Source organism: Streptomyces sp. RKAG337 (assembly GCF_023701715.1).
Taxonomy (GTDB): Bacteria; Actinomycetota; Actinomycetes; order Streptomycetales; family Streptomycetaceae; genus Actinacidiphila.
Genome location: NZ_JAJOZA010000001.1, coordinates 4573056 through 4587256, shown reverse-complemented (window position 1 = coordinate 4587256; position 14201 = coordinate 4573056). Strand labels below are relative to the sequence as shown.

Genomic DNA, 14201 nt, shown 5'->3' with positions numbered 1-14201 from the left:
TGCGGGACCACGGTTCGTCATTCCACAGACGCAGGACAGCAACACTGCTATGCGCCGCGCTCATCGCCACCGCATCACCCGGAGTAATCCTGGCGACGGCTCCGACGGCTTCCGCCGATAGTCGCGGAGCCGCCACATCGATGGGAAAACCGGCGCCTGCCGTCCCCGATCCGGTCCCTGACCAGCCGCTGGGCAGCATGGTCCGGAAGCAGAGCTCGGGGCTCAGCACGGCCCAGGAGAAGGCACTCGAGGTAGCTCAGCGTCAGGCTGCGACCACCGGCAAGGCCGTCGGTGTGGACGCGTTGACCAGCGAGACGGACACCGTCAGCGCGAACCCTTCCGGCACCGTCACGTGGACCACCAGCGCGCAGCCCGAACGGGTGCGGAAGAACAAGGGATGGGTCCCGGTCGACAGTCGGCTGACCCGGAACACCGACGGATCGTTCAGCCCGTCCGCCGCGTCCGGATCCCTCTCCTTCTCCGGAGGCGGTACGGGACCGCTGGCCACGATGCAGAACGGCGCGGCCGAACTGGCCCTGTCCTGGCCGACCGCGCTCCCGGCCCCCACCACCTCGGGATCCGAGATCACGTACGCCGGGGTGCTGCCCGGCGTCGACCTCCGGCTCACCGCGGACACCCGCGGTGGATTCACCGAGGTCCTGATCGTCAAGAACGCGACAGCGGCCGCCGATCCGCGGCTGGCCTCGGTGAAACTGACCACCCGGACGAAGGGCGTAACGGTCGGCGACGACGGCCACGACAACCTGCAGGCGATCGCACCGGACGGCCAGGTGCTGTTCAGCGCGCCCCAACCGCAGATGTGGGACTCCTCGGGCAGCGGTGCAGGGGGGCCGAAGGGCGCCGCACCCAACTCGGCGGACCCTGCGCCCGGAAGCGAGGCGTCCAGTTCACGTGGACCGGGCAGAGGCGCGCAAGTAGCGCGTATCGGCGCCAAGGTGAGCGGCGCGTCCATCGCCCTCACACCGGACCGGACACTGCTGACCGGCGCCACCACCCGCTACCCGCTCTTCATCGACCCCTCCTGGAATCCGCATCCGGCCTCCGGCTCCCGCCAGCACTTCGTCGAGGTGCAGTCGGGTTGCCCGACCGCGAAGAACTACGACTCGACCAAGTACGGCAACCCGGGAGCAGGGAACAACACCTGGTCCGGTTGCGTCGGACTGGAACGTTCGTACTTCCAGGTCGCGATCCCGTCGAGCGTCTGGCGCACCCATATCGTGTCCGCGACGATGAACGTCCTGGAGGCCTCCTCGTCGAGTTGCAGCGCCTCCGCCAACGTGGCGCTCGTGTCGAGCAACGCGTTCAACGCCAACACCACCTGGAACAGCAAGCCGGCAGGTATCAGCACCCTCGGCTCCCATAGCTGGGGGCCCGCCTGCAGCAGCCAGCCCTCCTACGGCTACCCGATCACCGCGTCGATCGCCAAAGCGGCCGCCGCCTCGCAGGGAAGCTGGACGTTCGCCCTGGTCGGAGACGAGTCCAGCGGCACGTACTTCAAGCGCTTCTCGCCGAATCCGTCGCTGAGCATCACCTACAACCACGTGCCGAACGTGCCGGGCGCACTGTCCGCGAACGTGGGCTCCATGGCTCTGGGGTGCGCTACCGGGACGCCGTACCCGGTTGTCGGCAAGACCGTCGCGACCACCCCGCCGATGCTCACCTCGACCGTCAGCGACGCCGACCGGGACGCCCTGGCGGCCACCTACACCTACTGGGTCAACGGCGCCACGACCAAAGCCACCGCCACCTCCGCGACCGTGGCGAGCGGTCAGAAGGCTCCCGTCCAGCTGCCCGCGGCGTTCATCGCGGGCCTCAAGGACGGTTCGACCGTCGACTGGCAGGTCACCACCACCGACGGCAGGGACACCACCGGCAACGGATCCCTCTGCCACTTCACCGTCGATCAGCGCCAGCCGGACGTACCGACCGTGAAGTCGGTCAATGGCCTCTACCCTGAGCACTCCCAGGGCGCCACCGCGGGCACCGAGGGCTCCTTCACTCTCAGCGTGACCCCCGGGCCGTCGAACAACACCGCCGCGAAGTTCGTCTTCGCCCTCGACGCCCAGCCGGCGACCAGCAATCCGCCCGCCCAGCAGGTCGTGGGCGCGGTCAGCAACACGGCTGTCGTCAAGGTCACCCCGCCCGCTCCCGGCACCCACATCCTGTGGGCGTACGCGGTCGACGCGGCAGGCAACGCCTCGGCGATGTACGCATACGAGTTCATCGCCCTGGGGCACGCTCCGCGCGCCTTCGCGAGCCTGCAAGCCGCATTCAACAACACGGCGGTCTCCAACGACGCCACCCCGGGCGCGGCCAACGCCGACGGCAGCGGCCAGAGTCTGTCCGCACAGGATCTGCAGGCGGTGGGCTGGACACCGGGCGGCAGGATCACCGTCGACGGAGCCACGTTCACCCTCCCCTCCTTCGGCTCCGGCAGTCCGGACAACGTCATGGCCGCGAACCAGACCATCCAGATGAACGGCGCCGGCGGGCAGGCCCTGGTCTTCCTGGCCACCGCCACGAATGGATACACGGCCGCCGACCGGGATCCCGCGGATCACACGAGCCCCGTCATCGCGGACGGCAGCCCGATCGCCGGCACCAACTGTGCGCAGGGCGGGGGCCTCCCGGCCGACTGCACGGCCCCCACCGGATCCATCACCTACAGCGGTTCCTCCACCCCGTCGCCCTACTACCTCTCCGCACCGGACTGGAAGTTCGGCTCCGGGCTCCTCGCGTCAGCCACCCTCCCCCACCTCAACTCCCCGGGCGGCCAGACGAACGGACCGGTCAGGATCTACGCCTTCGCCGTCCCACTGCGGCCCGGAGCGACGATCGACTCCGTCTCGCTTCCCGACGTCAGTGATGCGCCGAACGGCCGGATCTCCGGTCTGCACATCTTCGGCATGGCCGTACGTGACACCGCGACGGCTCCCAACGGTGCCGCCTGGACCGGGGCCTGGAGTTCACCCACCGAGGGCTCGTTCCACTACGCGAGCAGCAACTTCAAGGACATGACCTTCCGGGTCGCCGCCACCCCGAGCGTCAGTGGCTCCGGTCTGCGCGTCCGGCTGTCCAATGCCCTCGGCTTCACCCCGCTGACCATCGACCACACCACGCTCGCCGGGCAGTCGTCCGGCGCGGTACCGAACGGTGTGCCCGGCGATCTCACCTTCAACGGCGGGAGTCACTCGGTCACCATCCCCGTCGGGGGCGAGGTCTACAGCGATCCGGTCACCGCCGCCGTCACCGCCGGCAAGAACGTCATGGTCAGTTTCCATCTGGCCAACGAGGTCGTCTACCTGCCGGAACACGCCTGGGCCTCGTCCGGGTACATGTACGTCAGCGCCGTCGGCGCGGGGGACCACACCGCCGACACCACGAACACGGCGTTCACGGGCACGGGCACGATGTGGGGCTACTGGACCGACGTGCTCACCGGAATCGACGTCACGACCGCGGGAAACCAGCCGACGGTGGCGGTCACCGGCGACGGCCTGGTCGACCCGAACTTCACCGGCACCACGGCCGTGCACGCCGGAACCAAGCGTCTCTCCGGCGCTCTCGCCACCGCGCTCCGGACGAACACCCAGGGGGTTCCCGCATTCGGGGTCGTGGCCTCCGGCATGGAGACCAGCCAGGTCGCCGTGGACTACGGACCGGGGGTGGATCCCGCGCTGCTCAGCCGCCTGGACCGCGACATCCTGTCCTTGCCGGGCATCAAGACAGTGGTCGTCAACAGCGGTCTTGAGGACATCCTGGTGGGAACCGACGACACCACGCTTCTCACCGCCTACCAGACCCTGCGCGAGCAGCTCAAGGCATGGGGCATCAAGACCGTCTTCACCACACTCACTCCCTGCCGCGGCTACGCCCGTTGTACTGACGCGGTGGACGCCAACCGTCTCGACACCAACAGCTGGATCTCCGAACAGATGGAGATCACGGCCCCGTACGTCGACAACGTCGACGCCGAGTCGGCCGTGGCCGTCCCTGACGGGACCAGCACCCTTGACCCTCCGGCCCTCAAACTCGGCGCCGGAGCGGCTCCCGCCGACTATGACAGCGGGGATCACGTCAATCTGACCGAGGACGGCTGCCAGGCGGTGGCCTCCGCCTTCGATCTCAACGTGCTGAGACCGGACTGGTACCCCGGCGCATCCTGATCCACCACGCACGAGAGGGGCCCGGAGCGCGCCGCCTGCGCGCTCCGGGCCCCTCCTGCAGTATCTGAACTAGTGGCGGCCGGATCAGGCAGCCGTGCGCCGGTTGGTGAGGCGCGGCATCATGCGGAAGCCGACGCCACCGGCGATCATCGTCGCGGCACCGACCAGCAGGAACGTGGTCTCGCCGGAACCGGTCTTGGCCAGCTCCTGGCTCGTGTCGCCCTGGGCCACCGGGATGGTGTTGTGGTTGTCGGTGCCGGTGTTGTTGCAGTCGACGCTGTCACCGGTGAGGGTGCAGGCGCCACCGGTGCCGCCGGTGCTGCTGGACGGGGCGCCCGTGGTGGGGCTCGTCGACGGCGTGTGGGTGGACGGCTTCGTCGTCGGCGTGGTGGTCGGCGGGGTCGTCGGCGTGGTGGTCGGCGGCTCCGTCGTCGGCTCGGTCGTCGGCGTGGTGGTCGGCGGCTCCGTCGTCGGCTCCGTGGTCGGAGGCTCCGTCGGCGGCTGCGTCGGGTCCGTGGTCGGAGGGTCGGTCGGCGGCTGCGTCGGGTCGTCCGTGGCGTTCACGGTGACATCGACGGTAACGGCCTGAGCCACACCCACGGCGGTCAAGGACGCGCCCGCAGCGATGACTGCGGCGGCGGCTATGCGAGCCACGCGCAGCCGAGTGTTCTTCTTGCTCATCTGGTAACTACCCCCAGTAGCGGATCTTCGTATGTGGAGCAGCTATGGACAGGACGGCAACTCACGTCCCGGTCATACGCATGCCGCGCAACACCTTTCCCATAATTCCCGGCAGCGTCAAGGTCATTCCAACCGGAATGCCGGAATTAGCGTCATATGGCGGTCAGTTGTGTAGGTGGCTGTGACATAAAAATGGCAACTGCCATCCAATGGATGGCAGTTGCCGACAGAAGCGGACGCGTCAGGGGCTAGTCCTGGGAGGCCTTCTGCTGGCCCTTGCGCCAGCGGATGCCCGCTTCGATGAAGCCGTCGATGTCACCGTCGAGGGCGCCCTGCGGGTTGCCGACCTCGTAGTCGGTGCGCAGGTCCTTGACCATCTGGTACGGGTGCAGGACGTACGAACGCATCTGGCTGCCCCAGGAGTTCCCGCCGTCGCTCTTGCCGAGGGAGTCCATCAGGGCCTGCTCCTCCTGGCGGCGGCGCTCGAGGAGCTTGGCCTGGAGGACGTTCATGGCGCTGGCCTTGTTCTGGATCTGGGAGCGCTCGTTCTGGCAGGAGACCACGATGCCGGTGGGGATGTGGGTCAACCGCACCGCCGAGTCGGTGGTGTTGACGCCCTGGCCGCCGGGGCCCGAGGCGCGGTAGACGTCGACGCGCAGCTCGGACTCGTCGATCTCGAGGTGGTCGGTCTTCTCCACGACGGGGAGCACCTCGACGCCGGCGAAGGAGGTCTGGCGGCGGCCCTGGTTGTCGAAGGGCGAGATGCGCACCAGGCGGTGGGTGCCCTGCTCGACGGAGAGGGTGCCGTACGCGTACGGGGCCTTCACCGCGAAGGTGGTCGACTTGATGCCGGCCTCTTCCGCGTAGGAGGTCTCGTAGACCTCCGTCTGGTAGCCGTGCCGCTCGGCCCAGCGCAGGTACATGCGCTGGAGCTGCTCGGCGAAGTCGGCGGCGTCCACGCCACCGGCCTCGGCACGGATGTTGACCAGGGCCTCGCGGGCGTCGTACTCACCGGAGAGGAGGGTGCGGATCTCCAGTTCGTCGAGCGCCTTGCGGACCGAGACCAGCTCTTCCTCGGCCTCGGCGAGGGCATCGGCGTCGCTCTCGTCCTCGGCGAGCTCGAACATCAACGACAGGTCGTCGATCCGGCTGCGGAGCTGCTCGGCCTTGCGCAGCTCGGCCTGGAGGTGCGAGAGCTTGCTCGTGATCTTCTGCGCCGCCTCCGGGTCGTCCCAGAGGGACGGCGCCGCGGCCTGCTCCTCGAGAACGACGATATCGGCCCGCATCGCGTCGAGGTCCAGGACGGCCTCGATCGACCCCATGGTCGAGGAGAGGGACTTCAGCTCTTCGGATACATCGACGACTGCCACGGGTCCAGACTACCGGCTGGTCGAACGGGACGTTCTCGCCCGGGGGCGGTCCTGTGACGGGAGACACTTTCGGGCCCCGGGCCGGACCCGGCCCGAGGCGTCGGCCGGACCCGCCGGGAAGCCGCACTCGCACCCGCCAGGACGCCGGTCTCGCACCCGCCCGGACGCCGCGCGTCAGACCTGCGCGGTGGCCCGGGTGAGGGATCCGGCCGGGGTGCGGACGTACAGCTCGAGGACGCGGCCGGACGACGTGACGGCGGCCGGGGTGGTCGCCGCGGTGGCGCCGGGCAGGGCGGCGACGGACCACTCCGCGCCGCCCGCGACCGGGCCCGCGGCCTGCGAGAGGCCGCCGGACGGGGCGGGGGCGAAGGCGTAGACCCGGTCGCCGGAGGCCAGTGGCTCGGGGCGGCCGGCCGCGTCCATGCCCCGCAGGAGGACCGTCGGCCGCCAGGCGCCCGCCGAGTACGGCAGGCGCAGCACGGCGCCGTCGGCCTTGCGGACGACGAACGCGTCCAGGGTGCCCTTCGAACGGGAGACGAGCCCGGGGGCGGCGGTGATGCGGCCCGGGGTGGGGACCACCGACCAGGCGTTCCAGCGGGTGCCGACGAGGGAGGCGGTGACCAGGTCGCCGCCGGACCGGCCGACGAGGTCGATCCGGCCGGGCTCGGAGGACGCGGCGGCCGGGGCGGCGTCGAACCGGGTGCGCTCGTCGACCTGGTACCACTGGTTCCAGGTTCCGTTGATCATGGTCCGCCGGTAGAGCAGGCCGTCGGTGCCGAGGGCGAACAGGTCCAGGCGGCCCGGCGAGGCCGAGACGACCGCCGGGTCGTCGGCGACTCCTATTCCCGTCAGGTGCTGCCAGGCGCTGTAGGCGCCCGAGGCGCCGACGCCCCGGGTGACGTACCAGACGTCGTTGTCCTCGCCGCGGGCGAAGACGTACGTGGTCCCGGCGACGGTGATGGCGCGCGGGCCGCCGACCAGCTTCACGCGGGGCGCGGGGACCGCGCTGAACGCGGACCAGCGCGGCAGCTCGACCGGGGTGCCGATGGAGCCCTGCGGGGAGGCGGCTCCGGCGGTGGGCGCGGTCGGGTGCGTGGTGGGCGGGGCGGTGGTGGGGTGGTCGTTGTCCGCCGGGCCCTTCGGCCCGGAGTCGCCGCCCAGCGAGGCGATGCCCCAGCCGCCCAGCCCCGCGACGACCAGTGCGGCGGCCGCCGCCGCGCCGACGCGCACCCGGCGGCGGCGCACGACGTCGGAGACGGCGCGGTGCCGCGGGCTCGCCGGGCGGCCGGCGGACGACCCGCTGCCACCGGATCCGCCGGGACCACCGCCGGAGCGGGCGCCGCGGCCGTACGCGGCCAGCTCCTCGGCGGTGGGCAGCTTCATGCTCGTGTGGGTGTCGCGGCTGGAGTCGGGGGCCGCGCCGCGCACCAGCGGCACGGCGCCGCGGTGGCTCGGCGGCTCGAACAGCCCGATGTCCGGCTCGTACGGGGTGTCGTCGTCGGAGTCGGCCGGGTGCTCGTCCGGCGCGTCCACGTCGAGCGGCGGCAGCCCGGCCAGCCGCGGCAGCTGATCCCGGAGGCGTTCACCCAGCTCACCGGCGGTGAGCCGGGACGCGGGGGCCTTGGCGAGGCACTGCGAGAGCAGCTGCCACAGCTCGTCGGGAACGTCCGGGAGCGGTGCGACGGCCTCGGTCACATGGCGGCGCAGTACGGCGCCGGGGTGGCCGCCGCCGAACGGTGTGAAACCGGCCAGCAGCTCGTAGAGCACGGTCGCCAGGGCGTAAATGTCGACACTGGCCCGCGGCGGGAGGCCCTCGATGATCTCGGGGGCGAGGTAGTCCGGGGTGCCGATGATGCGGGTGGCCCGGGTACGGCGCGGGGAGTCGACGAGACGGGCGATGCCGAAGTCGGTCAGGAGCGCCGGGGGCGCGCCGCCGGGTCCGGTGGGGGCGGCGGAGTCGAGCAGCACGTTCTCGGGCTTGACGTCGCGGTGGACGACGCCGGCCGCGTGCGCGGCGGCGAGGCCGTCCGCGACATCGGCGGCGATGGCGACGGCGGCCTCGGGGGCGAGCCGGCGCTCGCGCTCCAAACGGGACCGCAGGTCGGTGCCCCGCACCAGGTCCATGACCAGCGCGAGGTCGGTGCCGTCCACGACGAGGTCACGGATCCCGACGATCTGCGGATGGTCCAGCGAGAGGAGCGCGGTGCGCTCCTGCACGAAGCGGCCCACGAGGTCCTGGTCGGAGGCGAGATCCTCGCGCAGCAGTTTGATGGCGACCGGACCCTCGGGGCCCTCACCCAGCCACACCGTGCCGGCGGATCCCCGCCCCAGCACCTGGTGGGCGGTGTACCGGCTGCCGATCTTCCTTGCCAAGGCCTGCTCCGACTCCTCCGACGGTCCGTCGCGCCGTATGCAGCGCTGTCGCGTTGGCGACAAAACTACGCGGCCCGGCGGCCGTTCGGGGGGCCGGTGTGTGGTGACGTGTGGTTCTGCGGGGGAAATCACCCGCCAGGTGTCGACAAGTCGGCAGCATGGCGCGCGTGATGGGGGTCGACGGCGGGCATGACGAGGCTCGGCGGCCCGCGTGATGAAGGTCGGCGTGAACGTCGGTGTGAAGGTCGGCGGTGAGCGTGGCCGGGGTCAGTTGCCCGACCCGGTCACCTCGTTGACCTTGTCCCAGGCGGTGCTGATCCAGCCCGTCGTGGTGTCCCAGAGGTTCTGGCCGCTGTCGACCCACTCCGGGAGCGGCGTGGTGTACCAGACCACCACAAAGATGACGATCAGCACGAGAATCGTCGTCAGACAGCCCTTGAGGCAGCCCAGACCCGGAATCTTCATCGGGTTGGCGCTGCGCGGCCGCGGCTCGCGCCGGGGCTCGGGCTCCGGCGGCCGCTGCGGCTCGTACCGCTGCGGCTGCGGCTGCTGGTAGCGCGGCTGGACCTGCTGCTGCGGCTGCTGCTGGTAGCGCGGCTGGGGCTGGGACGGCTGCTGCGGCGCGTACGGCTGCTGCTGCCCCTGCTGCTGGTACTGGCCCTGGCCGTACTGGTCCTGCTGGTACTGGTCCTGCCGGCCCCGGCCCTGCGGCTGGCCGCCGGGCTGCCGTCGCGGCCTGCGCCGCAGCGGGTCCTGCTCCGGGTCGAGGTACTGCAGCTCCGTCTGCTCGCCGCGCTGGCGGGCGGCGCTGAGCTGGGACTGCCAGGGGTGCGGGCCCTGCTGCTGATCCGCGTGGCCCTGCGGCGGGCCGTCGGGCACCGGCGGCAGGACGCGGGTGCCGTCGGCGCCGGACGCGGTGGCGACCGGCAGCACGCCGGTCGCGCCGTTCGGGTCGTAGCGGTGCGCGGGCAGCACCTGGGTCGGGTCGGCGCTCCCGGGGACGGTGGTCGGCGCGAGGTCGGGGCCGAGCAGCGCGGCGACGCCGAGCGCCGCCTCCGCCTCGGCGGGAGTCGCGTGCACGCCGATCCCGGCGGCGGCCACGCGCAGCGCGCGGGCCAGGTTCTCGGCGCTGGGCCGCTCCTCCGGGTTCTTCCGCAGACAGCGCTCGATGACCGTCCACAGCGGTTCCGGCACGTTGCCGGGGCGCACCGGCTCCTGGCTCAGGTGCGCGTGCAGCACCTCCAGCGCGTTGTCGCCGCGGAACGGCGCACGGCCGGTGACCAGCTCGTAGAGCAGGATGCCCGCGCCGTACAGGTCCACGGCGGACGTCTGCGGCTTGCCCTGCGCGGACTCCGGCGCGACGTAGGCCGGGGTGCCGACGAACTCGTGGGTGCGGGTGATGCCGGGCGAATCCGCCAGACGGGCGATGCCGAAGTCGGTGAGCATCGGGTGCATGCGCGGGCTGCCGTCTTCGCCGTAGGTCGTGGCGAGCAGCACGTTCGCGGGCTTGAGGTCGCGGTGCACCACGCCGTCGGCGTGGCTGGCGGCGAGCGCGTCGGCGACGGCGGCGGTCAGCAGGGCGGCGCCGACCGGCGAGAACGGGCCGTTGTCGCGCAGGTACTGGTGCAGGTCCGGGCCGTCGACGAGGTCCATCACCAGGGCCAGCAGATCGCCCTCGACCACCAGGTCCCTGACCCGCACGATGTGCGGGTGGCGCAGCCGTACGAGTACGGCGCGCTCGCGCAGGAAGCGCATCACGATGTCGGGGTCGCTCGCGAGCTCTTCCTTGAGCACCTTGATCGCCACGACGCCGTCCTCGTCGCGCACCTGGGCGCGCCAGACGGTCCCCGTGGCCCCGCGTCCGAGTACCTCCTCGAGGAGGTACTTGCTGCCTACCGGCCGCACGTCATGCGCTCCCTGGTCTTGGTGGTGCTTCGTGGTACTTCGAGGTTCCCTGCTGAGCCGCGGCCTGTGGGCCGACCGTGCCAACTGTAGTGCGGACGGCCGCGGCGGCCCGCTGACAGCCGCATACACAGGCCGCATGTACAAAAAACGGAGCTCGGGGGTAGGACGCGGCAGGCCACCGCTTGGTTGCTCCGCGACCGGCCCCCATTGCGACAAGCAGCACCTTTCCGGTCAACAACTGATCATTCAAGATCGCTCCTGTCAGGACCGGGGGCGGGTTGTCAGTGGCAAGTGGGAGGATGCATCCCGTACGGGTGTGACGGGGCAACAGACGCCCGCCCGCTCGTGCTTGTACGTGTCGACGCGCCCGTGCGCGGTGGGGAGGCTTCCTGCCAGGCATCCGGGCAGAAGGGACCGCGGACGAGATGCAGATCCGGCTGACCGTCCTCGGGCCGCGCAGCGGCCGAGCGGGGCGCACCTGCGACGTGCTGGTCACCGCGCCCGCGGGGACCGCGCTGAGCGCGGTTTCCGGAGCGCTCGCGTCCGGAGCCGGCTCCGGCCAGCCCGCGCGCTCCTCCGGCTCCTCGGTCGCGCTCTACTCGGGCGCCGAGCGGCTCGACCCGGGCGCGCTGCTCGGCATGCCACCGCTGGTGGACGGCGCCGTGCTGTCGCTGCACACCCCCGCCGAGCAGCACGCGGAGCCGCCGTCGGGCGCGTCCGCCCCGGCCCGGCTGTGCGTCATCGGCGGTCCGGACTCCGGCGGCGTCCATCTGCTGCAGGGCGGCCAGGTCAGGATCGGACGCTCCGCCGAGGCCGATGTCCCGCTGGACGACCCGGACGTCTCCCGGCTGCACTGCGCCGTGACGGTCGCGGCCGACGGCCGGGTCACCGTCGCCGACCTCGGCTCGACCAACGGCACCACCGTCGACGACCGCCCCGTCGGGGAGCGGCCGGTCGCGCTCTCCCCCGGCGCGCTGCTGCGGATCGGTGAATCCACCCTCCACCTGGAACCCGGCCCGCGGGACGCGGCCGTCCCGGCGGCGCCCGACAGCGAGGGCCATCTGCGGGTCACCCTCCTCCCGGGGAACGCGTCCACGACCGGACGGACCGGCGGGGCGGCACGCGCAGGCGGTGGCCACGGCTCCGCCACGTACCCCGGCCCCCGCCCGGAGTCCGCGCCCCGTACGGAGTCCGCGCCCGCCGCCCACCGGAGTCCCGAGGCGGCCGCCCCGCCGCCGCGGCCGTCCGCGCCGCCCGGCCCCGTCCCGCCCGCCGCCGGCCCCTCACGCCGGCTGGACACCCCGCGCAGCGGTTCGCACGGCTACGCCGACCACAGCGAGGGGACGGACGACACCGCGACGTACGGCCGCGGCGAACGGCTCCGGCCGGACGACACGGTGCAGGTGCGGGTGCCGAAGCCGCCGCAGCCCGGCGCCGGACGGGTCGCCGGGACCATAGGAGCCTGGGCACGGCGGCTGGCGGCCGGCCGGACCGGGAGCGGTGCGGCGGGCCAGGGCGCGGACGGCGCCCGGCTGGCCGCCGAGGCGGCCGCGCTGCGCGAGCGCTGGCCGGACCCGGCCACCGTGCTGCTGACCGCGCTGGGCCCCGGCCGCAGGCTGTGGGAGCGCGGGCCCGACCACCCGGACGCGCTGACGCTGCGGCTGGGCACGGCCGATCTGCCGTCGGAGGACGGCGCGGGCACCCTGCGCACCGTCCCCTTCACCGTCGACCTGCGCGATCCGCACACCTTCGCGCTCGGCCTCACCGGGCCCCGGCCGCGGCTGGCCGGGCTGGCCCGCGCGGTGCTGGCGCAGGCCTGCGCGCTGCACGCCCCCAGCACGCTGGAGCTCGTCCTGATCAGTGCCGACCGCTCGCGCGGCGCCGAGCAGCGGGCCGACGAGTGGTCCTGGCTCAACTGGCTGCCGCAGCTGCGTCCCGCGCACGGCCAGGACTGCCGGCTGCTGCTCGCCTTCGACCGCGACCAGGCCGCGGCGCGGGTCACGGAGCTGGCCCGCCGGCTGGAGGAGGGCCCGCTGGGCTCCGGCTGGGCCGGGGCCGCGCCGGAGGCCGTCGCCGAGGCCGCGGCCCACCGTGAGGGTCCGTACACCCTGGTCGTCGTGGACGGCGACCCCGATTCCGCGACGCTGCGCGACACCCTCGGACGGATAGCGGCCGCCGGTCCCTCGGTCGGGATGCATGTGCTGTGCCTGGCCGAGTCGCCGGACCGGCTCGCGACGGAGTGCGGCGCCGTCGCCCAGCTGTCGGGCGATGTGGCGACGACCCTGCGGATGGATCCGTACGGGCCGGCGCAGGTCGTCGTCGACGCGGTCTCGCCCGCGTGGGCGGAGCGTTTCGCGCGGGCCCTCGCACCGCTGCGGGAGACCGACACCACGGCGCCGCGCGCCCGCAACGCGCTGCCGCGCACCGTGCGGCTGCTGGACGCGCTGGATCTGGCGCTGGCCACCCCCGCGAAGATCACCGCCCGCTGGGACGGCGCCCCGGACGACGCGGGCGCCGAGGAGCCCGGGCGGGACGGCGGCCAGTCGGCCCTCACCGGTTACGCCCGGGCCGGAGGCCGCGCCCTGGCGGTGCTGGGCTCGGGTTCCGGCGGCCGGGTCGTCGTGGACCTGGCGGCCGAGGGGCCGCATCTGATGGTGGGCGGCGCCGCCGGTTCGGGGAAGACCGAGCTGCTGCGCTCGATCGCCTCGGCCCTCGCCGCCGCCGAACGGCCGGACCGGCTGGCGCTGGTCCTGGTCGACGGCGCGGGCACCGAGCGCGGCGAAGGACTGCGCGCGGTCACGGACCTGCCGCATGTCTCGACGTATCTGGCGGCCTCCGACCCGACCCGCATGCGGGAGTTCGCCCAGGCGCTCGGCGCGGAGCTCAAGCGCCGCGAGGAGCTGCTGGGCGGCCAGGGCTTCGGGGAGTGGCACGCGGACCGGATGGTGACCGTGCCCCGGCAGTCGACGGCGCGCGGCGACGGCGGGCGGGGCGACGGCCGCAAACCGTCCGAGCAGGGCGCGCTGCGCGTCCAGACCCGCAGCGACTCCGCGCTCCCCCGGCTGGTGGTCGTGGTCGACGACTTCGACGCGCTGGTGGCGCCGGGGCTCGGCAGCACCGGCCGCCCGGCGGCCGGTTCCGTCGTGCGGGCGCTGGAGGCGGTGGCCCGCGAGGGCGAGCGGCTCGGCGTGCACCTGATCGCGTCGACGGGGCGCCCGGAGCGCACCTCGGGGACCGAGGCGGACGAACGGTCACGGCTGCGGATCGCGCTGCGCACCGAGGACCCCGCGTCGGCCGCCCTGCTGGTCCATGTCGAGGACCCGGCGGGGCTGGACGAGGAGGTGCCCGGCCGCGGCTATCTGCGCCGTCCCGGCGGCGCGGTGGCGCCGTTCCAGGCGGGCCGGGTCAGCGGACGCATCCCCCGTACGGCGACGCTGCGGCCCACGGTCGTACCGCTGGAGTGGGAACGGATGGGCGACCCGCCGACCCGCCGGCCGCTGCGCGAGCTCGGCAACGGGCCGACGGACCTGGCGCTGCTCGCCAGCGCGCTGCAACGGGCCGCGGAATCCGCGGGGGCGGCCCCGGCCCAGCCGCTGGTGTGACAGCTGCGCGACGGCCCGACCACTGGTGTGACGGCGGGGGCCCGGCCCGACCACCGGTGTGACGGATGCGCGACCGCCGGCCC

At 72.9% G+C, this 14201-nt stretch carries 5 protein-coding genes and 1 pseudogene; 2 read left to right on the top strand and 4 right to left on the bottom strand.

From position 1 onward, the window contains the following. The first annotated feature begins 197 nt into the window (after window positions 1-197). The gene (locus LNW73_RS20385) at window positions 198-4187 is read left to right on the top strand and encodes a hypothetical protein (RefSeq protein ID WP_250990890.1); all 3990 of its coding nucleotides are present in this window, start codon (window positions 198-200) and stop codon (window positions 4185-4187) included. A gap of 84 nt (window positions 4188-4271) precedes the next feature. Here the strand turns inward: LNW73_RS20385 and LNW73_RS20380 are convergent, their stop codons facing one another. The 4 genes and pseudogenes from LNW73_RS20380 to LNW73_RS20365 form a co-directional block, all read right to left on the bottom strand. After that, entirely contained in the window at window positions 4272-4868 is a 597-nt protein-coding gene (locus tag LNW73_RS20380; protein ID WP_250990889.1) for an LPXTG cell wall anchor domain-containing protein, read from the bottom strand. 248 nt (window positions 4869-5116) lie between these two features. Then, window positions 5117-6238 carry a peptide chain release factor 2 gene (gene prfB / locus LNW73_RS20375; protein WP_250990888.1) on the bottom strand — a complete coding sequence of 374 codons (1122 nt, stop codon included), beginning with the start codon at window positions 6236-6238 and terminating at the stop codon, window positions 5117-5119. Window positions 6239-7336: 1098 nt separating this feature from the next. Further along, window positions 7337-8611 (bottom strand): annotated as a pseudogene (locus LNW73_RS36405) (serine/threonine-protein kinase); the annotation flags it as partial. Between the two features lie 267 nt (window positions 8612-8878). Further along, window positions 8879-10516, bottom strand: a complete 1638-nt coding sequence (locus LNW73_RS20365) for a serine/threonine-protein kinase (RefSeq protein WP_250990886.1) — start codon at window positions 10514-10516, stop codon at window positions 8879-8881. A 425-nt stretch (window positions 10517-10941) separates the two neighbouring features. Between LNW73_RS20365 and LNW73_RS20360 the strand changes: the two genes are divergently transcribed. Continuing rightward, entirely contained in the window at window positions 10942-14118 is a 3177-nt protein-coding gene (locus LNW73_RS20360) for an FtsK/SpoIIIE domain-containing protein (protein WP_250990885.1), read from the top strand. Window positions 14119-14201 lie beyond the last annotated feature (83 nt).

What these genes read in the sequence shown, in the direction of transcription:
- LNW73_RS20360 (WP_250990885.1), top strand. Translation starts at nt 10,942, where the DNA reads ATGCAGATCCGGCTGACCGTCCTCGGGCCGCGCAGCGGCCGAGCGGGG.
- LNW73_RS20380 (WP_250990889.1), bottom strand. Translation starts at nt 4,868, where the DNA reads ATGAGCAAGAAGAACACTCGGCTGCGCGTGGCTCGCATAGCCGCCGCC.
- LNW73_RS20385 (WP_250990890.1), top strand. Translation starts at nt 198, where the DNA reads ATGGTCCGGAAGCAGAGCTCGGGGCTCAGCACGGCCCAGGAGAAGGCA.